The sequence below is a fragment of the uncultured Enterovirga sp. genome, from assembly GCF_964242715.1.
Taxonomy (GTDB): domain Bacteria; phylum Pseudomonadota; class Alphaproteobacteria; order Rhizobiales; family Beijerinckiaceae; genus Enterovirga.
In genome coordinates, this window is the sequence record NZ_CAXTAZ010000001.1 from 70,339 (window position 1) to 93,436 (window position 23,098).

The following is a 23,098-nucleotide window of genomic DNA, read 5'->3' on the forward strand; positions in this document are numbered from 1 at the left end:
TCCGACGGGAGGGGGAGGCGCGTGCACGGTCGACACCGGCAGGAGAAGTTCGTTCAGCTCTGTGATCTCCGACAGCGGCAACAGAGAAGCCGCCGCACCACGAAGATAAGGTGACGGTCGCGCGAATTTCAACTCTTGGCCGGGTGAGGACGTAACTTATCCCGAAGAGCCGTCGAGGACAGCGTGGAGCGCGGGCCGTGCAGGAAGGTCCAGGCCGGGGCGTGACGATCGACGAGGTCGGAGGCAACCTCCTCAGGAAGGCGGGCCTCGGCGAGCGCAACGGCCGCGGGCGAATGGGGTGCGCGCAACGTCCAGCCGGGCCGGTCGACCACGGCGAAGGGGACTAGCGAGGCGATCTCGCGCCAGGACCGCCACCGGTGAAACCCGACCAGGCTATCGGCTCCCATGATCCAGCAGAATCGCACCCCTGGGCAGCGTCGGAGGAGAAAGCGGAGCGTATCGACCGTGAACACGGCCCCAATCGCCCCGTCGATGTCGGTCACGGCCATGCGGGGATGACGAGCCACGTCGCGGGTCGCGGCCAGCCGCTCCGGCCTGGAGGCGAGCCGGCTTCGGTCCTTCAGCGGGTTGCCCGGCGTCACCGTCCACCAGACCCGGTCGAGCCCGAGCCGACGAAGGGCCGTCAGCGCGACATGGCGATGGCCGGCATGGGCCGGGTCGAAGCTGCCGCCATAGAGCCCGATCCGCATCCCGGGCCCATAGGGCGGCAGGCGGATGGGCCGCCCGGCCCCGGTCTTCATACGGGCCGGATCTGGCCGGACCCGCGCACGCGGTATTTGAACGAGGTGAGCTGCTCGACGCCGACCGGGCCGCGCGCATGCATCCGGCCCGTCGCGATCCCGATCTCGGCGCCGAAACCGAACTCGCCGCCATCGGCGAATTGGGTGGAGGCGTTATGCAGCACGATCGCCGAATCCACCTCGGCCAGGAACCGCTCGGCCGCTGCCTGATCAGCCGTCACGATCGCATCGGTGTGGTGGGAGCCGTAGCGCGCGATGTGGTCGAGGGCGCCGTCGAGGCCATCCACCACCCGGACAGCGATCACGGCCTCGAGATACTCGGTCCGCCAATCCTCCTCGGTCGCCGCCTCGACCCGGCGGTCGGCCGCAATCGCATCCGCGTCGCCCCGGACCTCGCAGCCGGCAGCGATGAGGGCGGCGATCAACGGACGCAGATGCGTGTCGGCGCCGGTCCGGTCGACGAGCAGCGTCTCCGCCGAGCCGCAGACGCCAGTCCGGCGCATCTTGGCATTCACGACGATCTCGCGCGCCATGCCAGGATCGGCTGCGGCGTGGACGAAAACGTGATTGAGGCCTTCCAGATGAGCGAAGACCGGCACCCGCGCCTCGGCCTGGACGCGGGCGACGAGGTTCCGGCCGCCGCGGGGCACGATGACGTCGATCGCGCCGTCGAGGCCGGCCAGCATGGCACCCACGGCCTCGCGGTCGCGGGTCGGCACGAGCAGGACGGCATCGGCCGGCAGCCCGGCCTCAGCGAGGCCCCGCCCGATCGCATCGGCGATCGCCGAGGCGGTCCGGAAGGTCTCGGACCCGGCCCGCAGGATCGCGGCATTGCCGGCCATCAGGCAGAGGGCGCCGGCATCCGCCGTGACATTCGGCCGGCTCTCGAAAATCACGCCAATGACGCCGAGCGGCGTCGCCACGCGCTCGATCAGGAGGCCGTTCGGGCGTTCGATGGTGGCCAGCACCCGTCCGACGGGATCAGGAAGGTCCGCGATCTCGGCGACCGAGCGGGCCATCGCGGCGACGCGGCCGGAATCGAGCGCGAGCCGATCGATGAAAGCCGCGGGACGCCCGGCTGCCCGCGCATCGGCAAGGTCGAGCGCGTTTGCGGCGAGGATCGCCGGGCGGGCCGCCGCGATGCCGGCCGCGATGGCCCGCAGCGCGCGCCGCTTGTCGTTGGGGCCGGCAAGCGCCAGCCGGCGGGACGCGACCTGCGCGCGCCGGCCGAGATCCTGCATCATCTCGGCGACCGGCAGGTTCGGCCCAGCGCCTATCGCGTTGAAGGTCGGGAGCGTCAGCGCGATGGTCATGATCCGCCTCGTCTCCTCGGGCGCCGGAAGAGCGGCTCTCTAGCATGAGGGCGCGGGATCGCGCCACGAGGAAGACAGGCGGTCGATGGAGCCCACCGCCTGCCGACTGCGCCTTGGAGAGGTTGCTCTACCGCCGAACAATCCATGCTAAGGTGGTGATGGAGAATGCCATGCCCCTTCCCAAGACGGTCAGTCTCTCTCTTCCGTCGGACGTCGTGCAGGCCATCCGGTCGAAGGTCGCGACAGGTCGCTACGAAAGCGACGGAGATCTCGTCCGCGAGAGCCTGAAGGCTCTCGATTCTCGTGACACGGACCTCGACGAGTGGCTTCGAACCGAGGTGATAGCGGTCTACGACGCCCATGTCGTCGATCCGTCCCGGGCTCTGACCGCGACAGCGCTGACCGATCGCCTTCAGCAGCATTTCGCCCTGAGCCGTTCGCGCCGGCATGAGGCGTGACGTCCGCTTCGATCCTGCCGCAGAGGCAGAGATCGTCCGACTGCACGACTACATCCTCGATAGAACAGGCAGCCATCTGGTGGCGGAAGGCTACACGGATCGTATTGTAGACAGGTGCATGCGCCTTGCCGACATCCCGGAACAAGGCACGAGCCATGCCCATCTGAGGCCGGGCCTGCGCAGCATCGGCTTTGATCGCCGCGTCACCATCGCCTTCGTGGTCGAGGACACGTCCGTGACGATCCTCGGCATCTTCTACGGCGGCCGGGATACAGGCGGACTGCTCGGACGGTAGACCGACGAGCGGACCCGCTACCCGAGCGCGAGAACGAGGTCGTCGCGGTGGATCATCTCGGAGCGGCCGGCGTTGCCGAGGATCTGCTCGATCTCGCGGCTCGATCGCCCGATCACCCGCGCGGCATCCTCGGCATCATAGGCGACGAGACCGCGGCCGACGATGCCGCCATGCGGATCGCGCAGGAGCACGGAATCGCCCCGCGCAAAATCTCCCGACAGGGCCGTGACGCCGACCGGCAGGAGGCTCGCGCCGCCGCGCAGCGCCCGGGCCGCTCCCTCATCGACGAGCAGCGTCCCGCGCGGCTCGAGCGCACCGGCGATCCAGGTCTTGCGGGCCGTGGCGGGCGAGGACGGGGTCAGGAACCAGGTGCAGCGCGCGCCCTCGGCGACCTGCCGGAGCGGGTTCTTGGGCCGACCGTCGGCGATCAGCATGTGCGTGCCGCCGGCAGTCGCGATCTTGCCGGCCTCGATCTTCGTCCGCATGCCGCCGCGCGAGAGGGCGGAGGCGGCGCCGCCCGCCATCGCCTCGATCGCTGGCGTGATCCGCTCGACACTCGGGACGTGGCGCGCGTCGGGGTCGCTCGCGGGCGGGGCCGTGTAGAGGCCGTCGACATCGGAGAAGAGGACCAGGAGGTCGGCCCCGATCATCGTCGCGACGCGGGCCGCGAGCCGGTCGTTGTCGCCATAGCGGATCTCGCTCGTCGCGACCGTGTCGTTCTCGTTCACGACCGGGACCGCCCGCAACTCAAGGAGCTTCGTCAGCGTCGCGCGCGCGTTGAGATAGCGGCGGCGCTCCTCCGTGTCGGCCAGCGTGACCAGGATCTGCCCGGCCGTGATCGCATGGTGGGCCAGCATCTCCGACCAGATCCGGGCGAGCGCGATTTGCCCGACCGCAGCCGCCGCCTGGCTCTCCTCGAGTCGGAGCGACCCGGACCCGAAGCCGAGCACGGTGCGTCCGAGCGCGATCGCGCCGGAGGACACGACGAGCACGTCCACGCCCCGGCCATGCAGGTCGGCCACGTCCTCGGCGAGCGCCGCCAGCCAGGCATGGTTCAGCCGCGACCGGGCGCGGTCGACGAGGAGGGCCGAGCCGACCTTCAGGACGACGCGGCGGAATTGCGAGAGGGCGGGGGTCACGGAGTGTAGGCCGGCACGATGTCGGTCCGGGAGAAGTCATTGCCCTTGAACAGCAAAGGGACGCCGCAAACCTTCGCCACGGCATATGACAGGCAGTCTCCGAAATTCAGCTGCGCCGGGTGACCCTGGCCCTTGCCGTATCGGCGGTAGGCGTCCCGAGCCGCCTCGAACATCTCCCGCGAGAAATCGACAGTCCGGACGCTTCTCGCTTGAAGGAGCCCCGTCAGGAAACCGTTCGCGACCGGCTCGTCCAGCCGGCTCAGGACCGTGCTGGTCTCAACGAGCGTGGTTGTCCCGATGATGGCCCCGCGCGACGCAATCTCGATGATGTAGCGCCTCTCCTCGGGCTCTTCGAGAGCGATGGCGACGATGGCAGAGGTGTCGACGGCGATCACGTCGGCAGCCCCTTCTCGTCATAGAGCCAGCCGTGATCGGACGTGAGATCGGGCGGCGCGTGCTTTCCGGTCTGGCGAGCGAGGGTTCTAATTGCCTCATAATCCGCCCGCTGGTCGGCGGTCAGCCCGAGTTCGTCACGAGCGTCGGTCTTCTCGGAATAGGCCCGCAATGCGTCCAGCACGATCTCTGTCGTGGTTTTGTGGAAACGCCGCGCGAGGTCCGACGCCCGGGCATACGCCTCGTCGCTTCTCACGTTGAGTTGGCGCTGCTTGCTAGCTTTCATCCGTCAAGAGCTAGCAAGCCTAGACCGCCCGTTCAATGGGCAGCGAGAGCGGGCCAGCGCTCAAGGATGCCAGGTCGGCTCCGCGGCCCGGACCTGTTCCGTCCGGCTTGCCTCGCGGGTCGCCGCGATCATGTCCCACAACCGCCGAAGCGCGTCGGCAACGCCCTCGCCCGAGGCGGAGGACAGCGCGAGCGGCTCGCTTCCGCACGCCTCGGCGAGCCTGGCCAGCCGCTCGACCCGGAGTTCCGGATCGAGCGCATCGACCTTGCTCAGCGCCACGATCTCCGACTTGGCCGCGAGCTCGTGGCCATAAGCTTCGAGCTCGCCCCGCACGACACGGTAGGCCTCGCCCGGATCCTCGGACGTGCCGTCGACGAGATGGAGAAGGACGCGGCAGCGCTCCACATGGCCGAGGAAGCGGTCGCCGAGCCCCGCGCCCTCATGCGCGCCCTCGATCAGGCCTGGAATGTCGGCGAGCACGAATTCGCGTGCGTCCGACCGAACCACGCCAAGGCCGGGGTGCAGCGTCGTGAAGGGGTAATCGGCGATCTTCGGCTTGGCCGACGTCACGGTCGCCAGGAAGGTCGACTTTCCGGCATTCGGCAGGCCGACGAGCCCCGCATCGGCGATCAGCTTGAGGCGGAGCCGGATCCAGCGCTCCTGCGCATCCTGGCCCGGATTGGCGCGGCGCGGGGCCTGGTTCGTCGAGCTTTTGAAATGAGCGTTGCCAAAGCCGCCGTTGCCGCCCTTGAGGAGGCGGACCCGCTGCCCGACCTCGAGGATCTCGGCGATCAGCGTCTCGCCGTCCTCGTCCAGGATCTCGGTCCCGGCAGGGAGGCGGAGGATCGCGTCCTCGCCGTTGTGGCCGGCCCGGTTCTGGCCCATGCCGTGCTGGCCGCGCTCGGCCTTGAAATGCTGCCGAAAGCGATAGTCGACGAGCGTGTTCAGCCCGTCGACGCCCTCCGCCCAAACGTCGCCGCCCTGGCCGCCATCGCCCCCGTTCGGTCCCCCAAACTCGATGAACTTCTCGCGCCGGAACGCGACGCAGCCGTTACCGCCGCCGCCCGACGCGATGTAGATCTTGGCCTCGTCCAGGAATTTCATGTCGCTTCAGCTAGGGTGCCCGACCCGTCGGGACAACGGCCCGGCCGAAGGGCCGGGCCGTCTTTTCGTTAATGGGCGTGCGCCCATTCCTCATGCCGGCCTTGCGGCACGAAGCCGGTGCTCGACCACGCCTTGAAGCTTGCCCAGGTGCGCCGGTCGAGCCGGAACGTGTCGACCGGAAAGACGCCGCCCCGCGCCGGAAAAGCCTGGAGGCCCGATCCGGTCGCGTTGAAGCCGCACTTCTCGATGACCCGCCGCGAGGCCCCGTTGATGACGCGCGCGCTCGCGTGGAGTTCGTCGCCGTTCGTATAGGCGAAGAAAGAGTCGATCATGGCGCGGGCCGCCTCCGTCGCGAGCCCGTCCCCCCAATGCGGCGAACCCAACCAATAGCCGAGCGAGGGCCGGTTCTCCGAGGGCAGGACCCCGATCCGGACCGTGCCGATCAGCCGGGTTGGCTCACGATTCGGCGTGATCGCGAGCGTCAGCCCCGCCCCTTCCGCATTGGCCCGGCGGGTCGCGAGAACGAAGGCCGTCGCGTCCTCGGGACCGTAGGGGTGCGGAACGTGCGACGTCATCTCGGCCACGGCTTTCTCGCCGGCGAGACGTACGATCGCCGGCGCATCGGCCTGGCGCGGCCATCGCAGCCAGAGCCGGCGGGTCTCGAGCCGGAAGACGTCATCACGCGTGAGGTCGGGAAACATGCCGCTGCTCCGATCCTTGAGACCCGAGCCGATCTGGCCGGGGTCCTTGAGACGACGAAGGGGAGGTGGTTGGACCCACCTCCCCTTCGGATCGGAGCTTAGACCGTGACGGTCTGTCGGAGCTCGTTCCGCCGGTTCCGTGGGACCGGCGGAGGCTCCTTCGTCAGGGTCTCCGCCGTTACTCTGCCGCCTGCTGGGCGGGAATGGTCGCATCCGCGGCCCGGACCACCGAGACGAAGGCTCGGCCCGCTTTCGTGAGAAAGCGTACTCGGCCCTCGGCGGTCGCGAACAACGTATGGTCTTTGCCCATGCCGACATTCACGCCCGGGTGGAACTTGGTGCCGCGCTGGCGCACGATGATGTTGCCGGAGATCACCTGTTGATCGCCGAACTTCTTGACGCCGAGACGACGACCGTCGGAATCGCGGCCGTTGCGGGAGGAGCCGCCTGCTTTCTTGTGTGCCATGACGCGTGTCCTTGAACTTGAGCGTGACTTACTCGACCGCGGCCGATTCGGCCAGATCGGATTCCGCCACGGGGCTGCTGCGACGCGTCTCGGCCGGCGCCTCGGCCAAGGTCTCGCCGTTCAGCGAGATCATGCCGATCCGGACCAGCGTGTGGTCCTGGCGGTGGCCGCGCTTGCGACGCGAATTCTTGCGGCGGCGCTTCTTGAAGGCGATCACCTTCGGGCCGCGGCCCTGGGCCACGAGCTCGCCCGTGACGACCGCGCCGGCGACGCTGGGCGCCCCGACATCCACGCCGCCCTCGCGCGTCAGCATGAGGACCTCGTCGAAGGTCACGGCCGATCCGGCCTCGCCTTCGAGCTTGGCGATGGTGATGACGTCTCCGGCGGCAACGCGGAACTGCTTCCCGCCCGTCTTGATCACTGCGAACATCGTTCTCTCCGTGTTCATCCGAACTCGCCGGGCTCGCGCCCGAACCGGTTCGGCTTCTTGGCAGCTGTTGCGGGATGTCCGGGCGCTTTGCGCCCAAACGACGAACGCGCGGGTTGTCCACCCACGCGAGACCGGTGCTGATACGGGAGGGAGGACGGCAGGTCAACGACAAACGCCCCTCCTGGCCAGACGGCGGACCTGCTTTGAACCGGCGGCTGTCCGTCCTACATTGAGGAGACCTGTCGCAAGGTGCCCAATCCATGCAGGTCGAGGGCGACACCGCCGTTTCGGATCCCGATGACGCCCGAGCCGGCGATCATCGCGTCGCGTTTTTCCTGGCCGGAGGCGCGGCCCTGTGCCTCGTCGCGGCAGGCGGCCTGATGTGGTGGAAGCATGGAGATGCGATCTTCGGCAGCATGGTCACGGCCGCCCTCGCCTGGTGCTTCTGACCTTCGTCCATCATCCGGGATGACACGATGAGCCCTCGCGCGCGCCGCCTCGCGGCCCCGATCGCGGCCTTCCTGGTCGGCCTGGCGGCCCTGCTCGTAGCGGCCTACCTGACCCTCGCCCCCTCGCCCCGGATCGCCGCGGCCTCGACCGTCGGCGGTCCGTTCCGGCTCGTCGACGGCAATGGCCGGACCGTGACGGAGCGCGAGCTCAAGGGCGCCCCGCATCTCGTCTTCTTCGGCTTCACGCATTGCCCGGACGTCTGCCCGACCAAGCTCTTCGAGCTGTCCGAGATCTTCCGGTCCATGGCCGGACGCGGTCCGGCGATCCGGGCCCTGTTCATCACGGTCGATCCCGAGCGGGACACGCCGGAGGTGATGAAGAACTACGTGGCGAGCTTCGACCCTCGCATCGTCGGTCTCACGGGCGGACGGGACGAGGTCGATGCCGTCGTGAAATCCTACCGGGCCTACGCCAGGAAGATGCCGTTGAAGGACGGCGACTACACCATGGAGCACACCACGCTCGTCTACCTGATGGACAAGGAGGGCCGCTTCGTCGGCTCCTTCAACGTCGAGCGCCCGCCGGCCGAGGCCGCGAAAGACCTTCTCGCCCGGCTCTGATCAGGGCCGGGGCCGTGGCCCAGACGGTCCCGTCTCCGCCCGCGACGTGCGTGCGAGGCCGTGCTCGGTCTTGTTCCAGCGGTCGGGATCGCGTGCGAGCTCCCAGAGCGAGCGCCAGGCCGCCAGGCTGACCAGGAGGTAGTAGAAGGGCATCAGCGCCGCGTAGGGCCAGAGCCGCCACCCCCAGCGGCGTCGGCGGATGGCGACGAATCCCGGAACCGTCATCGCGAGCAGCCCGGCGCAGAGAAGGATGAAGGCTGACGCCGTCGCGACGGTGTCGGCGAGGCTGTCGCCTCCCATGATGTCGCCGGCCGCGATCGCCAGGACGACGAGACCTGTGAAGATCGGGTAGACGATCGCGGAGGCGAGCGCCCCGAAGATGAGCGCTGCGGCCCCGAAGAGCCGGGTCGGCCCGAGCCGACCGAGATTGCGGATCGGGCGTCGCGAATGGGTGATCGTGACCTGCGCAAGACCTTTCATCCAGCGCGTCCGCTGCCCCATCCAGGCCCCCACCGTCGAGGGCGCCTCCTCCTGTGTCGACGACGGGAGATCGCCGATCCGGTGCCCTGCCATCGCGAGCCGGATCGACAGGTCCGCGTCCTCGGTGACGTTCCAGGGGTCCCAGCCTCCGAGGCCACGAAGCACGTCGACCCGGAGATGGTTCGAGGTGCCGCCGAGCGGCATCGGAAGGTCGAAGCGAGGCAGGGCCGGGTTCACGACGTCGAAGAGGGCGCCATACTCGACGGTGAAGAAGCGGGTGAGATGGCTGTCGTCGATGTTGTCGATGACGAGCCGGGCCTGGAGGCACGCCACGTCCGGTTCGGCAGCGGCGAACATCGCGACGGCGTCCCGGAGCTGGCCGGGATCGGGCACGTCCTCGGCGTCGTAGACGACGAGGTAGCGCCCCCGCGCCATCGCGAGCCCGACATTCAGCGCCCGCGGCTTCGTCCGCGGCTGGCCGGGCGGAACGACGACCACCTCCAGGAAAGGCGGCAGTTGAAGCGCCGCGAGGGCGTCGGCCGTCTCCCGGTCGCCCTCCTCGATCAGGAGCTTTCCGTCGAGCTTGGCTGCCGGGTAGTCGCGGCCTTATGTATCAACTGCACCAAACGTATCGCAGACGATGGCATCGGTCAACTGGTATGATGCCCAGCGGCCGGGTGTGTCACTTGGCATAATGCCATTGTGGGCCATGTCCGATCCTCAGATTCTGAACACGCTTCGGGCCAAGCGGGTGAACCTGGAGAAGCAACTGGCCTTGCTGGACGTCCAGGTGAAGGCGGCACAGATCGCCCTCTCTCACGTCTCAGCCGTCATCCAACTCTACGAACAAGGCGACGAGCCGGTCCAGTTCCCGGTCCACATGGACTTGAACAGGCTATTCCGACGCGGGGAGATGTGGACGCTCGCCAAAGCCGCTCTAGAGGCCGCAGGCAGGCCGCTCACGACGCGGGAGATCGCCATTGCCCTCGTTGCCGCGAAGGGCTGGAACGCCGACGACGTGCCTCTGCGGAAGGCACTGGCCTACCGACTGGTCCAGGCGCTCACGATGCAGTGGCAGAGGGGGAAAGTTACCTCGCCGGGTAAACGGGGCGGGGTGAGGATTTGGAGCGCCGGCTCGCCTTCATAGCGCGACACGTTGCGGGAAGCCTCTACAAAAGCTATATCGGCGCGGAGGGGCCATGCCGTACAGCGCCATCAAAGTTGCGAACGAATTTTTGCGACTGGCGCGCGAAAGCGAGCCGGCCCGAAGCCTGACGCCTCTTCAGTTGATGAAGCTCGTCTATATTGCTCATGGATGGTCCCTCGCGCTTCGCGATAGGGCACTCTTGAGCGATACAGTCGAGGCTTGGAAGTATGGGCCTGTCATTCCTGACCTATATCAGAAGATAAAGAAGTTCGGTTCGTCCGGGATAACCGAAGAATTGAATGAGGGCATTTGGTCGTTCGGCGCGGCAATTTCCGATGATGACAGGGCGCTCATAAAAGATGTGCACGCGAAGTATGGAAAGTACAACGGAGTCCAGCTTTCTAATCTAACGCATATGCCAGGAACACCATGGGCAGAGGTATACGAGCCAAATACGTTCGGTATTGATGTTCCTGACAACATCATAGCGGCCCACTACAAGCAGTTGGCAAAAGAACGTGGAGGCAGATGAGCCTGGAATTGTCCCGGCCCCACCTGAGGGTTGGGCGGCTGACCGACCATGGCAGGCTGATCAATCAGCCACTGCGGAGAACAATAAGTTTGCAACTCTTGATGAGATCGAATCTCTTAAGAAAGATAATCGACTCAAAGTCCACAAAGTATTGGGTTGGTGTTTACCTGCGACGGTGACATTCGCGTTCATTTTGTTTTTGACCGGTATTCTGGTGTATGCATTGCATGTAGCAACGCCGTGGAACTGGTTGACGGCCGAGCAGCAAAAGGAGCTACACACGCTACTATTCAGCGGCGCCCTAGGCGCCGTAGTCGTCCAGGGCGCGCGGCGGTACCTAGATTGAGACCCGCTGCCAGTATCCCTTCCAAGCGCGGCTAATCGGAGCCGCGAGCGCCAGCCGGAGCGCCCGTGAAAACAGCGCCCCGTTCGGCTCCCGACGATGGTCCTCTTTCCAAGCCGCTTCGTGCGCGTACTGCGCGAGATAACGTGCCGAAACGTGATGGTGCTGGCCGTCCACCATACGGCGAAGACGGGAGAAGTAGGACTCGGCTTGGTTCGTGTTCGCCCCGTCTGCCGAGTAGGCTTCCGAGTGGTTGATGCGACCGGCCTCGGGGAAGATCGCGTGAAGCTCATCCCAATGGGCGGCTTCGTCGGCATAGACCTTCGTACCGGGGGCAACGAAGCGGCGGGCGAGATCGACGCCTTCGGCTTCCCGCTTTGTCACGAACGTCAGGGTGCGGCCCATGCGCTCGCGCAAGGCCACCACGACCCGGCGCTGATCTGAGAGGTTCGCCTTCAATCGGCGGTCCTTCCGATCCTCTACGCGGTTCTCAGGCCGCACCACGCCGCCGAAGTAGGCTCCGTCCATCTCGACTTCGCCGTCCAGTTCCATGCCTATCGTCTCGGAAGCCATGGCCTCGCGGACCTTGTGAGCGAGCACGAAGGCCGTCTTGTACTGGACGCAGAGGTCACGGGAGAGTTGGCAGGCCGAGAGGCCCTTCACCGCATTCACGACGATGCAGATCGCCGCGCACAGGTCCGTGAAAGCCAGCTTGCGGGACGCGAAGATGGTCCCCGAGGTCACGCTGAATTGGTGGCCGCAAGCCCGGCACTTGAAGCGGCGACGGGTCGGGATGTCATAGGCGTTCAGGCCACCGCAGCGGGGACATACGGGCTTGCCGTCCGTCGCCGGCCAGCGGAGCCGGGCGAACGTGGCCCGAGCGGCTTCCTCCCCGCCCTTGTAGATGTCTGCAAGGCGGAGGGTGCGGGAAGCGGCGCTGAGAAGGAAGTGAGCGGCCATTGCCATCGTCTCCGATACGTCTGCATCGGATATGATGGCATAGACGTATCGTTGTCAATGACAAACGCATCGCATATGGTGACAATCGAACGGGGGTGATTGCGCTGTGTCAGAGAACGTCGAGGAAGCCTGGGACAGCCGGGTGAAGGGTCTCCTGAAAGCCGAGTTGAAACGGAAGGGCGTGACCTACGGCCAGCTCGTCGACAAGCTGGCGGCCGTTGGCGTGAAGGAAACCGAGCCGAACATCCGAAACAAGCTCGCGCGCGGCAAATTTACGGCCGTGTTTCTAATTCAGTGTCTTCGGGCGATTGAGGTCGAGAATCTTCGAATTGGTTAGTGACTGCCAGCTCCTCTGCTGCTCTCCTGATCTGCGCTTCCTTAAACGGGGAGTAACCAGGTATATCTGGCTGAGAGTATCGAAGCTCAACAGCCAAATTACCAAGTTTTAGCGAAATATCTCCAATTTCTCTGCCCGATATACGCCGTGTAAGCCAGTGGTATTCATCCTCGTTGACGGATATACACTTACGCGAAAGCCGAACGACGCGCGTAACGGATGTAGCGTAAAGCTCTGCATATCTCTGTAGTTCCATCCCATCTACATCACTAAACGCCGACCCGTCGCTGTGAGGGCTACGAGCGTCAGCTATAAATGTAGCACGGCGTCGCCCTTCAAACTGTGCGTGGAGCGCAAGAATCTTAGCGCTCAAATCTTCCGCCTCATCTGCTAAGGCGTGCCGATCAATCTTTACCTCGGGTTCGGACGCTTGTCCGCCGCGCTTCCTGCGGCGCCACGCGAAGATGATCTCAATAGCAAACATTAAGACAAAGGCAGACAGGACGCCCGCCCAGTAGGGACCGATCCACTCAAGCATGGTCGTGCTCCATGGCCCGACGTGCGCTTGTAAGAACGGGGAGACCGTATCCTTCCAATAATCCTGAACGGTTACGTCGAAGATCGCCCTGAGTGTCGCTAGACAAAATGCGCCGAGCATGGCGAAAGCCAAACTGGCTAGGTAGGATGGACGGGGTGCGAGCATGGCTGCAACATGCCTCGCATGCTGGGACATGTGGAGTCGCTTTGTCTGTCACCGGGTGTCTCCTACCCGGACTTCGGCGCTCAGCACCCCTTGGTGCATTTGCTCCATAAGGCCGGGTAGTCGAGCGTAGCGAGCGCGCCGACCAAACGCGCGAGGACCCGGCTCTCGCGGAAGAGTGGCACCAGCAAGGTATAGACCGGAAGATCGCGATCGGAGATCCGGCCCGGGATCCGGGAATCCGGCGGCTGCACCCTCTCCAGGGCGGCCGCGAGCTTGATCGCGGTGAGGCCGAGGAAAGGCAGGCTCATCAGCATCGCCAAGGCCTGGCGGAGGCCGCCGCCCACCGCGAATGCCGCGAACGAGATCGCGATCGCGCCGCCGGTCATCCAGACGAGCTGGATCGGCGTCACGCCGTCGTAGAAGCTCTCGTCGGGCCGCAGGCGGGGAAGGCTCTCGGCGGCCGAGCGCGCGATCGCGACCGACCTCGCCTGGAACAGCGCCGTGCGAAGACGCTCCGGCGTGCAGATCGCCAGGCCGGCTAAGCGGCCCGGCGCTGCTCTCGCAAACGCGGCGAAGGCGGTGCCCCGGGGCGCATAGGCGAAGGTCGCCGGCTGCCCCTCGGCCAGCGGCACGATCCCGCCGAGCACGGCCTCGGGAAAGCGGGCCAGCGGATGGACCGCGAAAGGCTCCGCCAGATAGGGCATCCTCATCGCCGCGGCGAGCGCCCTGTACACCATGTCGGCCTGGGCGAGGCCCGAGGCGATCAGCGCCTCGTCTCCGGTGACGCCCCAGCGCTCCGCCAGCAGCGCGGCCCGCCGCAGGAGGTCCGGCGCAAAACCCTGCCCGGCGAGGATCGCGAGTTCCGGCGGCCAGTGGTCGCCGTCGTCCCTCGCTCGACCGTGTTGAGGTGGTGGCGCCGACACGATCCTGGTCCCGTCTTGTATAGCCAAGCGCAACGCTAGCGTGTCCGATAGCCAGACGAACGGCTGAGAGCTGCCCCGCCAGGAGGGGTCCGTGTTGCGCGCCCAGGAAGGCCGGCGGTATGCAGCCGGGCGGCACCGATCGCCGTGACCGGATGAGCACCATGTCACCGACCGAGACCGGCCCTTCGGAGGCGCCGAGCCTTGCGGAGATCCCGAGCCTGACGGAGGCGGCCCGCAGCGCGGGAGCCTGGCCGTTCGAGGAAGCCCGCAAGCTCGTGGCCCGGCTCGAGCGGAGCGGGAAGGACCACGTCCTGTTCGAGACGGGCTACGGCCCCTCGGGCCTGCCGCATATCGGCACCTTCGGCGAGGTCGCCCGGACCTCGATGGTCCGGCACGCCTTTCGAGTCCTGACCGAGGACCGGATCCCGACCCGGCTCGTCGCCTTCTCGGACGACATGGACGGGCTCCGGAAAGTGCCGGACAACGTCCCGAACCAGGCGATGATGGCGAGCCACCTGGGCAAGCCGCTGTCCCGCATCCCGGACCCGTTCTCGAACGAGCATCCGTCATTCGGGGCCGCGAACAACGCGCGCCTCCGCGCCTTTCTCGACCGGTTCGGCTTCGACTACGAATTCGCGTCGGCGAGCGACTATTACGCCTCCGGCCGTTTCGACCCGACCTTGCTCAAGATGCTGCGCGCCTACGACGAGGTCATGGAAATCATCCTGCCGACGCTCGGACCCGAGCGGCGGGCGACCTATTCGCCCTTCCTGCCGATCAGCGCCCGGACCGGGATCGTGCTCCAGGTCCCGACCGAGGAGCGAGACGTAGACGGCGGGCGTATCGCCTATCGCGACCCCGAGACGGACGAACTCGTCTGGACCAGCGTCACGGGCGGTGCCGTGAAGTGCCAGTGGAAGGCCGATTGGGCCATGCGCTGGGTCGCGCTCGGCGTCGATTACGAAATGGCCGGCAAGGACCTGATCGATTCCGTGAAGCTCTCGTCGCAGATCACGCGCGCGCTCGGGGCCGAGCCGCCCGAGGGATTCAACTACGAGCTTTTCCTCGACGAGGAGGGTCGCAAGATCTCGAAGTCGAAGGGCAACGGGCTCACGATCGACGAGTGGCTTCGCTATGGCACGCCCGAGAGCCTGGCGCTCTTCATGTACAACCGGCCGCGCGAGGCGAAGAAGCTGCATTTCGACGTGATACCGCGCGCCGTCGACGAGTATCTCGGCTTTCTCGCGCGCTTCCCGAACCAGGATGCAAAGAACCGCCTCGGAAACGCGGTCTGGCACATCCACGCGGGCGACCCGCCGGCGCCGGAACTCGTCGGCTCGGGCGCGGAGAACGCGACCACGCTGTCCTTCTCGATGCTGCTGAATCTCGTCGCGGTCGCCAACACGGAAGATCCAGCGGTCCTTTGGGCCTTCATCCGGCGCTATGCACCCAATGTCTCGCCCGAGACCCATCCGGTGCTGGACCGCCTCGTCCGGCATGCGGTGAGCTATTACGGGGAGTTCCGGCGGCCGGCGAAGACCTACCGCGACCCGAACGCGGCCGAGCAGGCCGCCCTTGCGGAACTCGAGGCCGCGCTCGCCGGACACGAGGGCTCGACGGATGCCGACGGCTTGCAGGCGATCGTCTACGAGGTCGGCCGCAAGCACTTCCCGGACACGTCAGGCAAGTCGAAGAGCCCGGACGGACGTACCGGCGTGTCGCAGACCTGGTTTGCCTCGATCTACAACGTGCTGTTCGGCGAGGCGCGCGGACCCCGCTTCGGCTCCTTCGTCGCGCTCTACGGCGTGGCGGAGACGCGTGCGCTGGTCCGGAAGGCGCTTGCCGGCGACCTCGTGCGCGAGCACGGGGCCTTTCTGGAGCGGCGGGCGGCGTAGGACGGCGAGGCACCCACCCGTCGTTCCGGACGCGGTGCAGCGCCAAGCGCTGCTCCGCAGATCCGGAACCCACGGAAGGGCCAGGATTGGGAAACGGTCACGGGCGTGCGCGCCGTGGGTTCCGGGTTCTCGCTTCGCGAGCCCCGGAATGACGGGGGTTGATCCCGCGCGGGTCGCGTCCCGCCCCTAAGCCGGCCTCACGTTGTACGGATACGGTGCGATCCCCTGCAGCACGCCCGTGATGCTCTTCCGGAAGGCCGTCTTGATAAAGAACTGGCCGACCGGGATCGTGGCGACATCCTCCATCGCGGCCTGCCCGATCGCCTCGGCGATGCGTCCCCGGCCTGCCTCGTCCGGCGCGGCGAGCCAGTCCTGGACCATGGCCTCGGCTTTCGGGTCGTCCGGCCAGCCGAACCAGGCATCCTTGCCCTGCTGACGCACGAGCGTAGAGATGGCCGGGGTCGCGTAGGTCGAGGCGCTGCCGAAGGAGTGGAAGACGCTCCAGCCGCCCTTCTCGACCGGCTCGCGACTGGTGCGGCGCTGCACCACGCTCCCCCAATTGCTCTCGCGAAGATCGACCTTGAAGCCGATCTTGGTCAGCAGGTCGGCCGTGACCTGGCCGAGCGGGCCGATCGACGGGAAGTCGGTCGGGTTGATCACGACCGTCGTCTCGCCCCGGTAGCCGGATTCGCCGAGGAGGCGCTTCGCCGCCTCGAAATCGCCCCGCATGGCCGATTTCCCGTAATCGCGCGCATACGGAGTGCCGCAGGAATAGGGGCTGCGGCACACGGCCCAGAGGCTCGTGTCGTCGCCCTGGGCGGCCCGCATGTAGTCTTCCTGATTCACGGCCATCATGAAGGCCTGGCGCGCCTTGCGGTCGTTGAACGGCGGGTGGAGGTGGTTGACGCGGGCGAAGGCGTGTCGTCCGCCCGGCTGGTCGACCTGCAGCGTGATCCCGGCCTTGGCGAGGCTCGGCAGAAGGTCGGCGAGCGGCTGTTCCCACCAATCGACCTCGCCGTTCCGGAGCGCCGCAGACGCGGTCGCCGGATCGGTCATCACGGTCCACTCGACCCGAGGGTAATGCGCGATCTTGCCGCCGGCTCCCCAGTCGACCGGTTCCTGGCGCGGCCGATAGCCATCGAATTTCGCGTAGGCCGAGCGCGCGCCGGACACATACTCGTTCGCCAGGAACCGGTAGGGGCCGGAGCCGACCACCTCGGTGATCGCCCGGTAGGGATCGGTCCGGGCGATCCGCTCGGGCATGATCCAGGCGACGTTGGCGTCGGGCTTCCCGATCGCCTCGAGGAGGAGCGGGAAGGGCCGCGTCAGCCGGATCACGAGGGTGCGGTCGTCCGGGGTCTCGTAGCGGTCGAGGACCTTGTCGAGGAGCTGCCCGAACGGATCGCGCTTGCTCCAGCGCTGCAGGCTCGCGGCGCAGTCCCGGCTGAGCACCGGCGTGCCGTCGTGGAAGGTGAGCCCGTCCCGCAGCCGGATCGTCCAGACCCGCCCGTCGTCCGAAACCTGATGGCCCTCGGCCATCTGAGGGCGCGGCTTCAGATCCGCGCCGGCCGCATAGAGGGCGTCGTAGACGTAATAGCCGTGATTGCTCGTGACGGTCGCCGTGGTCCAGATCGGGTCGAGCGAGGTCAGGTTCGCCTGCGGCACGAAGCGCAGCACCGGTGTACGCTGGGCGATGGCGGGCGCGGCCAGCAGCGCTGTCGCTCCGGTGAGAAACGTGCGGCGGCGCATGGTGACCTCCCTGGTCTCCGGCGCAGGTTACGCGCGATCCCCTGGCGGAGCCAAGACCCCGCGGGTCATGGGCCCGGGGCGATCCGGCGCGAGCGCCCGCATCAGTCGAGAGCGACGGCCCGCAGCCGGAGCGCGTTTCCGATCACCGAGACGGAGGAGAGCGCCATCGCGGCCGCCGCGATCATGGGCGAGAGGAGAAGGCCGAAGACCGGGTAGAGCAACCCCGCCGCCACCGGCACGCCGAGCGCGTTGTACAGGAAGGCGAAGGCGAGGTTCTGGCGGATGTTGCGCATGGTAGCGCGGGACAGGCGCCGCGCCGTCGCGATCCGGCCGAGATCGCCGCCCAGCAGCGTGATGCCGGCGCTCGCGATGGCGACGTCGGTTCCGGTCCCCATCGCGATCCCGACATCGGCGGCGGCGAGCGCGGGCGCGTCGTTGATGCCGTCGCCGGCCATCGCGACCACGCGGCCCTCCCGGCGGTAGCGCTCGACGAGCGCCGCCTTGCCGTCCGGCCGCACGCCCGCCTCCACCCCGTCGATCCCGAGCCGCCGCGCCACGGCCTCGGCCGTCGTCCGGGCGTCGCCCGTCACCATCACGACCCGGATCCCCTCCCCTGCGAGCGCGTCGAGGGCGTCCCGAGCCGAGGGTCGGATCGGGTCGGCGATCGCCATCATCCCGGCCGGCCGGTCGCCGATGGCAACGAAGATCACGCTCGCGCCCTCGGCCGCGAGCACCTCCGCCTTCGGGCCGAACGCCCCGACATCGACGCCCTCCTCAGCGAGCCAGGCGGCGTTGCCGAGCCGAATCCGCTGGCCCTCGACCGTGCCGGAGGCGCCGCGCCCGGTCGGCGAGTCGAAATCGGCGACAGGCGGTTGCGCAAGACCCCGCACCTCCGCGGCCCGCACGATAGCGTCCGCAAGCGGATGCTCGCTCGCCCGCTCCACGGCCGCGGCGAGCCGAAGCAGTCCTGCCTCTTCGAAGCCCGGTGCAGCGACGATGCGGGTCACGTCGGGCCGCCCCTCGGTGAGGGTCCCTGTCTTGTCGACGAGGAGCGTGTCGACCCGCTCCAGCCGCTCCAAGGCCTCGGCATCGCGGATCAGGATGCCGACCCCGGCGCCGCGGCCGATCCCGACGGTGATCGACATCGGGGTCGCAAGCCCGAGCGCGCAGGGGCAGGCGATGATCAGGACGGCGACCGCCGCCGCCAAGGCGTGAGCCAGGCGCGGCTCGGGCCCGAGCACGATCCAGGCCGCGAAGGTCAGAAGGGCGATGCCAAGAACGGCCGGCACGAAGAGGCCGGAGACGCGGTCCGCCAGGCGCTGGATCGGCGCGCGCGAGCGCTGCGCCTCGGACACCATCCGGACGATCCGGGCGAGCATCGTGTCGCGGCCGACCCGCTCCGCCCGGATCACGAGCGCGCCGGACCCGTTCACGGTCGCGCCGATCACGGTCGCCCCGACCTCCTTCGGGACGGGCATCGCCTCGCCGCTGACCATCGATTCGTCGACCGCCGAAAGCCCCTCGACCACGATCCCGTCCACCGGAACCGCCTCGCCGGGCCGAACCCGCAGACGGTCGCCGACCTGGACCGTGTCGAGCGCCACGTCCTCCTCCCGGCCGTCGTCGGCGATCCGGCGCGCGGATCTGGGCGAGAGGTCGAGCAGCGCCCGGATCGCGGCGGAGGTGGAATCGCGGGCCCTCAATTCCAGGATCTGTCCGAGGAGCACCAGCACGGTGATCACGCAGGCCGCCTCGAAGAAGGTCGGGACGGCCCCGTGATGGTCGCGCATCGCAGGCGGGAACAGGCCCGGTGCGACCGTCGCGACCACGCTGTAGAGCCAGGCGGCCGCGGTCCCGATCGCGATCAGCGTGAACATGTTGAGGTGGCGGGTCGCGAGGGAACGGGCGCCGCGAGCCAGGAAGGGCCAGCCGATCCAGAAGACGACCGGAGTTGCGAGCGCGAGGCCGAGCCAGTTCACGCTCTGTTGCGGCAGCCCGTGCCGGAGGCCGAGGAGGTGCCGGCCCATCTCGAGGGCGACCAACGGCAGCGTCAGCGCGAGCCCGACCGTGAACCGGCGCGTGAAATCCAAAAGTTCGTGGTTCGGTCCGGATTCCGCTGTGACGGTGTCCGGCTCGAGCGCCATGCCGCAGAGCGGGCAGGAGCCCGGCCCGACCTGCCGGACCTCCGGATGCATCGGGCAGGTGAAGACGGTGCCGTCCGGAACCGGGGCAGCGGGCGCCGCTTCGGTATCGCCGAGGTAACGGCCTGGATCAGCCACGAACTTCGTCCGGCAACCGGCGGAGCAGAACAGGAATTCTTCGCCGCTGTGATCTGCGCGATGCGTCGCCGTCGCAGGGTCCACCGTCATGCCGCAGACCGGATCCACCGCCGCCACCGGCGCGTGGTCATGCGCGTGACCGCTGCAGCAGGAGGGATCGGACGGCCGCTTTGCCGTCTTGAGATGGATCATGACATGCCGCTTCCGTCGCCGAGCATCAGCTCTTGCAGCGTGTCCTGCACCTTCCCATCATGGCAAGGTCAACACGTTCGGAGGAGATCATGCGGATCGGCGACGTGGCGGCGGCATCGGGCGTCTCGGCCAAGATGATCCGGCATTACGAGGCGATCGGGCTCGTGCCGCCGGCCGGCCGGCGTGGCAACACTTACCGGGATTACAGCCCGGCCGACGTCCACCGGCTGCAATTCGTCCGCCGTGCCCGCGACCTCGGCTTCGGCATGGACCAGATCCGGGCCCTGCTCCGGCTCTGGAGCGACCGGGACCGGTCCAGCGCCGAGGTGAAGCAGATCGCCCTCGGGCACGTGGCGGAACTCGAAGAGCGGATCGCCCGGATGCGTGAGATGGCCGACACGCTGCATCACCTCGCCGACGCCTGCCAGGGCAATGCCCGGCCCGAATGCCCTATCCTGCGGGGGCTCGCCGGGGACGTCGCCTCCGGGTAGCGGCGCGCTGAGCAAGGCCATAAGAGCACCGCGAGGAGGACCTCGCATGGCCGACCGCAAGCTCGATCTCGACGATCTCGGCGTCGGCCAGCGTTTCCGGAGCGCAGGGCATCTCGTCACCACGGAAGACATCAAGCGCTTCGCCCGCGAGTTCGACCCGCAGCCCTTCCATCTCGACGAGGAGGCGGCGAAGAGTTCGTTCTTCGGCGGCTTGGCCGCCAGCGGCTGGCACACGGCCGCGATCACCATGCGGCTCATCGTCGAGGATGGCTTCCCGATCGCGGGCGGCATCATCGGCAGCGGCGGCGAGCTACTCTGGACGAAACGGTCCGACCGGGCGACACGCTCACGGTGGAGAGCGAGATCCTGGACATCACGCCGTCCCGGTCTCAGCCCGGCCGGGCGACCATGCTGGTGCGGTTCCTGACCGTGAACCAGCATGGCGAGACGGTGCAGAGTTTCACGCCGAAGCTCGTCGTGTACCGGCGCGCGGAGCCGTCCGCTGTTGACGGTGCAGCCTCCCCTCCCGTATAGCCCGGCGCTTCACGATCGCGCTCACGACGCCCGGTCGCGGCGAGCCGTCCGGCTCGCCCGAACCTGCGGCCACGCTACCAGGAAGATCATCATGTCCCGTCGCTGCGAATTGTCCGGCAAGGCCGTGCTCGTCGGCAACCTCGTCAGCCACTCGAACCACAAGACGAAGTGCCGGTTCATGCCGAACCTCGTCAACGTGACTTTGCAGTCGGAAGCGCTCGGCCGCTCGGTGCGGCTCCGCATCACGGCGCATGCCCTCCGCTCGGTCGAGCACCGAGGCGGGCTCGATGCCTTCCTGGCCAAGGCTTCCGAGACCGAACTCTCGATCCGGGTGCGCCGCCTGAAGCGCGAGATTGGCGAGAAGCTGGCGGCCTGACACGCTATCTGAGACGGCTGCATCTCCGCTCACCCCGACGCAAGTCAGGGCCCAGAAGCGACGGACGGGCTGGATCCCGACTGTCGCCGGGATGACGAAGGGAACCGTGCCCTCGCCAGGCTTCGTCCTGCCAGAGACGCACGACTACGGTGCGCTCGCCGCGGGTTTCCGCTGGAACATTCCTGACCGCTACAATATTGGCGTCGACGTCGCCGACCGCTGGGCCGCGATCGATCCCGAGCGCCCGGCCGTGATCGACATCCTGCCGGACGGCCGCGTCGACATCCTCACACACGGCGCGCTCCGGGAGCGCTCGAACCGCCTCGCCCACGTGCTCCGCGCCCGAGGCATCGTGCCGGGCGACCGAGTCGCCGTGCTGCTGCTCCAGGGTGCGGCAGTGCCGGTCGCGCACGCCGCGATCTACAAGCTCGGCGCGATCGCGCTGCCTCTGGCTTCGGTGTTCGGCACCGACGCCCTCCTCTTTCGCCTCCAAGATGCCGGCGCCCGCGCGCTGATCACGGGCACGACCGGCGCCACCAAGGTGGCGCAGATCCGGGCCGAACTGCCCGCGCTCGAGACGATCCTGTCGATCCACGGCCCGGACGGCCCCGTCGAGGGATTTTGGGAGGCGCTGGAGCGGGCTTCGCCCGATTTCACGGCCGTCGACACCTCCGCCGACGATCCGGCGCTGATGATCTACACCTCCGGCACCACCGGCCAGCCGAAGGGCGCGCTCCACGCCCATCGCGTGCTGCTCGGCCACATGCCGGGCATCGTGCTGCCGCACGGGATGTTCCCGCAGCCGAGAGATCGGTTCTGGACCCCGGCGGATTGGGCCTGGGCCGGCGGCCTCCTGAACGCCCTCTTGCCGAGCCTGCGCTCGGGCGTGCCGGTGGTCGCCCGCAAATTCGATCGCTTCGATCCCGAGGCCGCCTTCCGGCTCCTCGCCGACCACGAGATCCGGAACGGCTTCATCCCGCCCACGGCGTTGCGGATGATGCGGTCCGTCCAGCGCCCTCGCGAAACCTTCGGCTTTCGGCTGCGCTCGGTCTGCTCCGCCGGCGAGGCGCTGGGGGCAGAGACCGCCGCCTGGGGCCGTGAGGCGCTCGGGGTCACCGTGGACGAGGCCTATGGGCAGACCGAGTGCAACCTCGTCATCGGCACGGCCTCGACCCTCGGCATCCATCGCCCGGGCGCAACCGGGAAGGCGATCCCGGGCCACAGGGTCGGGGTGATCCGGCCGGACGGTATGGCCTGCGAGCCGGGCGAACTCGGCCAGATCGCGGTCGCGCGCCCGGATCCCGTGATGTTCCTCGGCTATTGGAACGATCCCGACGCGACGGAGCGGAAATTCATCGGCGACTGGATGCTGACGGGCGACCAGGCCACGATCGATCCCGACGGCTACATCTCCTTCGTGGGCCGGGACGACGACGTCATCACATCCTCGGGCTACCGGATCGGGCCGGGCGAGATCGAGGATTGCCTTCTCCGCCACCCCGCCGTTCGGCTGGCCGCTGCCATCGGCAAGCCCGACGCGCTGCGGACCGAGATCGTGAAAGCCTTCGTCGTGCCGGCGCCGGGCTACGCGCCGTCGGACGCGCTCGCCGCGGAGATCCAGGCCTTCGTGCGCGAGCGCCTCTCGGCGCACGAATACCCCCGTGAGATCGCCTTCCGGTCCGAGTTGCCGCTCACCACCACCGGCAAGGTGATCCGTCGCATCCTGCGGGCAGAGGGATAG

26 protein-coding genes are annotated in these 23,098 nt (G+C 67.8%); 12 read left to right on the plus strand and 14 right to left on the minus strand.

Features of this window, described 5'->3' with window-relative positions; translation table 11 throughout:
* Nucleotides 1–128 precede the first annotated feature (128 nt).
* Both ACFE87_RS00355 and ACFE87_RS00360 read right to left on the minus strand, forming a co-directional pair.
* Complete coding sequence (locus ACFE87_RS00355; protein WP_375457812.1) at nt 129–710, minus strand: nicotinate-nucleotide adenylyltransferase; 582 nt, start codon at nt 708–710, stop codon at nt 129–131.
* Nucleotides 711–757: 47 nt separating this feature from the next.
* Complete coding sequence (locus tag ACFE87_RS00360; RefSeq protein ID WP_375457813.1) at nt 758–2,005, minus strand: glutamate-5-semialdehyde dehydrogenase; 1,248 nt, start codon at nt 2,003–2,005, stop codon at nt 758–760.
* Between the two features lie 239 nt (nt 2,006–2,244).
* Here ACFE87_RS00360 and ACFE87_RS00365 point away from each other — a divergent pair, with 239 nt between their 5' ends.
* Both ACFE87_RS00365 and ACFE87_RS00370 read left to right on the plus strand, forming a co-directional pair.
* Nucleotides 2,245–2,532, plus strand: coding sequence for a type II toxin-antitoxin system ParD family antitoxin (locus ACFE87_RS00365; protein WP_375457605.1), 288 nt, complete (start codon nt 2,245–2,247; stop codon nt 2,530–2,532).
* Complete coding sequence (locus ACFE87_RS00370; protein ID WP_375457606.1) at nt 2,522–2,827, plus strand: type II toxin-antitoxin system RelE/ParE family toxin; 306 nt, start codon at nt 2,522–2,524, stop codon at nt 2,825–2,827. The genes ACFE87_RS00365 and ACFE87_RS00370 overlap by 11 nt, the downstream gene beginning before the upstream one ends.
* Nucleotides 2,828–2,844: 17 nt before the next feature.
* On the opposite strand, the gene proB is transcribed toward ACFE87_RS00370, so the two are convergent.
* From proB to rplU, 7 genes are all read right to left on the minus strand, one after another.
* A complete protein-coding gene (gene proB / locus ACFE87_RS00375) occupies nt 2,845–3,966 on the minus strand; it encodes a glutamate 5-kinase (RefSeq protein ID WP_375457607.1) in 1,122 nt (373 codons plus the stop codon).
* Nucleotides 3,963–4,361, minus strand: coding sequence for a type II toxin-antitoxin system VapC family toxin (locus ACFE87_RS00380; protein ID WP_375457608.1), 399 nt, complete (start codon nt 4,359–4,361; stop codon nt 3,963–3,965). The genes proB and ACFE87_RS00380 overlap by 4 nt, the downstream gene beginning before the upstream one ends.
* Entirely contained in the window at nt 4,358–4,615 is a 258-nt protein-coding gene (locus ACFE87_RS00385; RefSeq protein WP_375457609.1) for a type II toxin-antitoxin system VapB family antitoxin, read from the minus strand. The genes ACFE87_RS00380 and ACFE87_RS00385 overlap by 4 nt, the downstream gene beginning before the upstream one ends.
* 90 nt (nt 4,616–4,705) lie before the next feature.
* Nucleotides 4,706–5,749: a GTPase ObgE gene (gene obgE / locus ACFE87_RS00390; protein WP_375457610.1), complete on the minus strand. Its 1,044-nt coding sequence runs from the start codon at nt 5,747–5,749 to the stop codon at nt 4,706–4,708.
* A 68-nt stretch (nt 5,750–5,817) separates the two neighbouring features.
* A complete protein-coding gene (locus tag ACFE87_RS00395) occupies nt 5,818–6,450 on the minus strand; it encodes a GNAT family N-acetyltransferase (RefSeq protein WP_375457611.1) in 633 nt (210 codons plus the stop codon).
* Between the two features lie 178 nt (nt 6,451–6,628).
* Complete coding sequence (gene rpmA / locus ACFE87_RS00400) at nt 6,629–6,916, minus strand: 50S ribosomal protein L27 (protein ID WP_375457612.1); 288 nt, start codon at nt 6,914–6,916, stop codon at nt 6,629–6,631.
* 28 nt (nt 6,917–6,944) lie between these two features.
* Nucleotides 6,945–7,346, minus strand: coding sequence for a 50S ribosomal protein L21 (rplU, locus tag ACFE87_RS00405; protein WP_375457613.1), 402 nt, complete (start codon nt 7,344–7,346; stop codon nt 6,945–6,947).
* A gap of 260 nt (nt 7,347–7,606) precedes the next feature.
* On the opposite strand from rplU, the gene ACFE87_RS00410 reads away from it, so the two are divergent.
* Complete coding sequence (locus ACFE87_RS00410) at nt 7,607–7,795, plus strand: hypothetical protein (RefSeq protein ID WP_375457614.1); 189 nt, start codon at nt 7,607–7,609, stop codon at nt 7,793–7,795.
* Nucleotides 7,796–7,822: 27 nt separating this feature from the next.
* Nucleotides 7,823–8,416, plus strand: coding sequence for an SCO family protein (locus tag ACFE87_RS00415; protein ID WP_375457615.1), 594 nt, complete (start codon nt 7,823–7,825; stop codon nt 8,414–8,416).
* On the opposite strand, the gene ACFE87_RS00420 is transcribed toward ACFE87_RS00415, so the two are convergent.
* A complete protein-coding gene (locus ACFE87_RS00420) occupies nt 8,417–9,463 on the minus strand; it encodes a glycosyltransferase family 2 protein (RefSeq protein ID WP_375457814.1) in 1,047 nt (348 codons plus the stop codon).
* Between the two features lie 142 nt (nt 9,464–9,605).
* Between ACFE87_RS00420 and ACFE87_RS00425 the strand changes: the two genes are divergently transcribed.
* Complete coding sequence (locus ACFE87_RS00425) at nt 9,606–10,043, plus strand: hypothetical protein (RefSeq protein ID WP_375457616.1); 438 nt, start codon at nt 9,606–9,608, stop codon at nt 10,041–10,043.
* Between the two features lie 52 nt (nt 10,044–10,095).
* On the plus strand, nt 10,096–10,575 hold the full coding sequence (locus tag ACFE87_RS00430) for a Panacea domain-containing protein (RefSeq protein ID WP_375457617.1): 480 nt from the start codon (nt 10,096–10,098) through the stop codon (nt 10,573–10,575).
* Nucleotides 10,576–10,912: 337 nt separating this feature from the next.
* On the opposite strand, the gene ACFE87_RS00435 is transcribed toward ACFE87_RS00430, so the two are convergent.
* Entirely contained in the window at nt 10,913–11,878 is a 966-nt protein-coding gene (locus ACFE87_RS00435; protein WP_375457618.1) for an IS1595 family transposase, read from the minus strand.
* Between the two features lie 106 nt (nt 11,879–11,984).
* Between ACFE87_RS00435 and ACFE87_RS00440 the strand changes: the two genes are divergently transcribed.
* Nucleotides 11,985–12,215: a DUF6471 domain-containing protein gene (locus ACFE87_RS00440; protein WP_375457619.1), complete on the plus strand. Its 231-nt coding sequence runs from the start codon at nt 11,985–11,987 to the stop codon at nt 12,213–12,215.
* Between the two features lie 783 nt (nt 12,216–12,998).
* Here the strand turns inward: ACFE87_RS00440 and ACFE87_RS00445 are convergent.
* A complete protein-coding gene (locus ACFE87_RS00445) occupies nt 12,999–13,841 on the minus strand; it encodes a hypothetical protein (RefSeq protein WP_375457620.1) in 843 nt (280 codons plus the stop codon).
* 152 nt (nt 13,842–13,993) lie between these two features.
* On the opposite strand from ACFE87_RS00445, the gene ACFE87_RS00450 reads away from it, so the two are divergent.
* On the plus strand, nt 13,994–15,736 hold the full coding sequence (locus ACFE87_RS00450; RefSeq protein ID WP_375457621.1) for a lysine--tRNA ligase: 1,743 nt from the start codon (nt 13,994–13,996) through the stop codon (nt 15,734–15,736).
* Nucleotides 15,737–15,922: 186 nt separating this feature from the next.
* Here ACFE87_RS00450 and ACFE87_RS00455 read toward each other — a convergent pair whose 3' ends face one another.
* The gene (locus ACFE87_RS00455) at nt 15,923–17,485 is read right to left on the minus strand and encodes an ABC transporter substrate-binding protein (RefSeq protein WP_375457622.1); all 1,563 of its coding nucleotides are present in this window, start codon (nt 17,483–17,485) and stop codon (nt 15,923–15,925) included.
* Nucleotides 17,486–17,586: 101 nt separating this feature from the next.
* Nucleotides 17,587–19,956, minus strand: coding sequence for a heavy metal translocating P-type ATPase (locus ACFE87_RS00460; protein WP_375457623.1), 2,370 nt, complete (start codon nt 19,954–19,956; stop codon nt 17,587–17,589).
* An 89-nt stretch (nt 19,957–20,045) separates the two neighbouring features.
* Between ACFE87_RS00460 and cueR the strand changes: the two genes are divergently transcribed.
* The 4 genes from cueR (at nt 20,046) to ACFE87_RS00480 (ending at nt 23,098) form a co-directional block, all read left to right on the plus strand.
* Nucleotides 20,046–20,447, plus strand: coding sequence for a Cu(I)-responsive transcriptional regulator (gene cueR / locus ACFE87_RS00465; protein ID WP_375457624.1), 402 nt, complete (start codon nt 20,046–20,048; stop codon nt 20,445–20,447).
* A gap of 46 nt (nt 20,448–20,493) precedes the next feature.
* Complete coding sequence (locus tag ACFE87_RS00470; protein ID WP_375457625.1) at nt 20,494–20,874, plus strand: MaoC/PaaZ C-terminal domain-containing protein; 381 nt, start codon at nt 20,494–20,496, stop codon at nt 20,872–20,874.
* Nucleotides 20,875–21,072: 198 nt separating this feature from the next.
* Nucleotides 21,073–21,357, plus strand: a complete 285-nt coding sequence (gene rpmB, locus ACFE87_RS00475) for a 50S ribosomal protein L28 (RefSeq protein ID WP_375457626.1) — start codon at nt 21,073–21,075, stop codon at nt 21,355–21,357.
* A 91-nt stretch (nt 21,358–21,448) separates the two neighbouring features.
* Complete coding sequence (locus ACFE87_RS00480) at nt 21,449–23,098, plus strand: AMP-binding protein (RefSeq protein ID WP_375457627.1); 1,650 nt, start codon at nt 21,449–21,451, stop codon at nt 23,096–23,098.

What these genes read in the sequence shown, in the direction of transcription:
- ACFE87_RS00355 (WP_375457812.1), bottom strand. Translation starts at nt 710, where the DNA reads ATGCGGATCGGGCTCTATGGCGGCAGCTTCGACCCGGCCCATGCCGGC.
- ACFE87_RS00360 (WP_375457813.1), bottom strand. Translation starts at nt 2,005, where the DNA reads ATGATGCAGGATCTCGGCCGGCGCGCGCAGGTCGCGTCCCGCCGGCTG.
- ACFE87_RS00365 (WP_375457605.1), top strand. Translation starts at nt 2,245, where the DNA reads ATGCCCCTTCCCAAGACGGTCAGTCTCTCTCTTCCGTCGGACGTCGTG.
- ACFE87_RS00370 (WP_375457606.1), top strand. Translation starts at nt 2,522, where the DNA reads ATGAGGCGTGACGTCCGCTTCGATCCTGCCGCAGAGGCAGAGATCGTC.
- obgE (WP_375457610.1), bottom strand. Translation starts at nt 5,749, where the DNA reads ATGAAATTCCTGGACGAGGCCAAGATCTACATCGCGTCGGGCGGCGGC.
- ACFE87_RS00395 (WP_375457611.1), bottom strand. Translation starts at nt 6,450, where the DNA reads ATGTTTCCCGACCTCACGCGTGATGACGTCTTCCGGCTCGAGACCCGC.
- rpmA (WP_375457612.1), bottom strand. Translation starts at nt 6,916, where the DNA reads ATGGCACACAAGAAAGCAGGCGGCTCCTCCCGCAACGGCCGCGATTCC.
- rplU (WP_375457613.1), bottom strand. Translation starts at nt 7,346, where the DNA reads ATGTTCGCAGTGATCAAGACGGGCGGGAAGCAGTTCCGCGTTGCCGCC.
- ACFE87_RS00410 (WP_375457614.1), top strand. Translation starts at nt 7,607, where the DNA reads ATGCAGGTCGAGGGCGACACCGCCGTTTCGGATCCCGATGACGCCCGA.
- ACFE87_RS00415 (WP_375457615.1), top strand. Translation starts at nt 7,823, where the DNA reads ATGAGCCCTCGCGCGCGCCGCCTCGCGGCCCCGATCGCGGCCTTCCTG.
- ACFE87_RS00425 (WP_375457616.1), top strand. Translation starts at nt 9,606, where the DNA reads ATGTCCGATCCTCAGATTCTGAACACGCTTCGGGCCAAGCGGGTGAAC.
- ACFE87_RS00430 (WP_375457617.1), top strand. Translation starts at nt 10,096, where the DNA reads ATGCCGTACAGCGCCATCAAAGTTGCGAACGAATTTTTGCGACTGGCG.
- ACFE87_RS00435 (WP_375457618.1), bottom strand. Translation starts at nt 11,878, where the DNA reads ATGGCCGCTCACTTCCTTCTCAGCGCCGCTTCCCGCACCCTCCGCCTT.
- ACFE87_RS00450 (WP_375457621.1), top strand. Translation starts at nt 13,994, where the DNA reads ATGAGCACCATGTCACCGACCGAGACCGGCCCTTCGGAGGCGCCGAGC.
- ACFE87_RS00455 (WP_375457622.1), bottom strand. Translation starts at nt 17,485, where the DNA reads ATGCGCCGCCGCACGTTTCTCACCGGAGCGACAGCGCTGCTGGCCGCG.
- ACFE87_RS00460 (WP_375457623.1), bottom strand. Translation starts at nt 19,956, where the DNA reads ATGATCCATCTCAAGACGGCAAAGCGGCCGTCCGATCCCTCCTGCTGC.
- cueR (WP_375457624.1), top strand. Translation starts at nt 20,046, where the DNA reads ATGCGGATCGGCGACGTGGCGGCGGCATCGGGCGTCTCGGCCAAGATG.
- ACFE87_RS00470 (WP_375457625.1), top strand. Translation starts at nt 20,494, where the DNA reads ATGGCCGACCGCAAGCTCGATCTCGACGATCTCGGCGTCGGCCAGCGT.
- rpmB (WP_375457626.1), top strand. Translation starts at nt 21,073, where the DNA reads ATGTCCCGTCGCTGCGAATTGTCCGGCAAGGCCGTGCTCGTCGGCAAC.
- ACFE87_RS00480 (WP_375457627.1), top strand. Translation starts at nt 21,449, where the DNA reads ATGACGAAGGGAACCGTGCCCTCGCCAGGCTTCGTCCTGCCAGAGACG.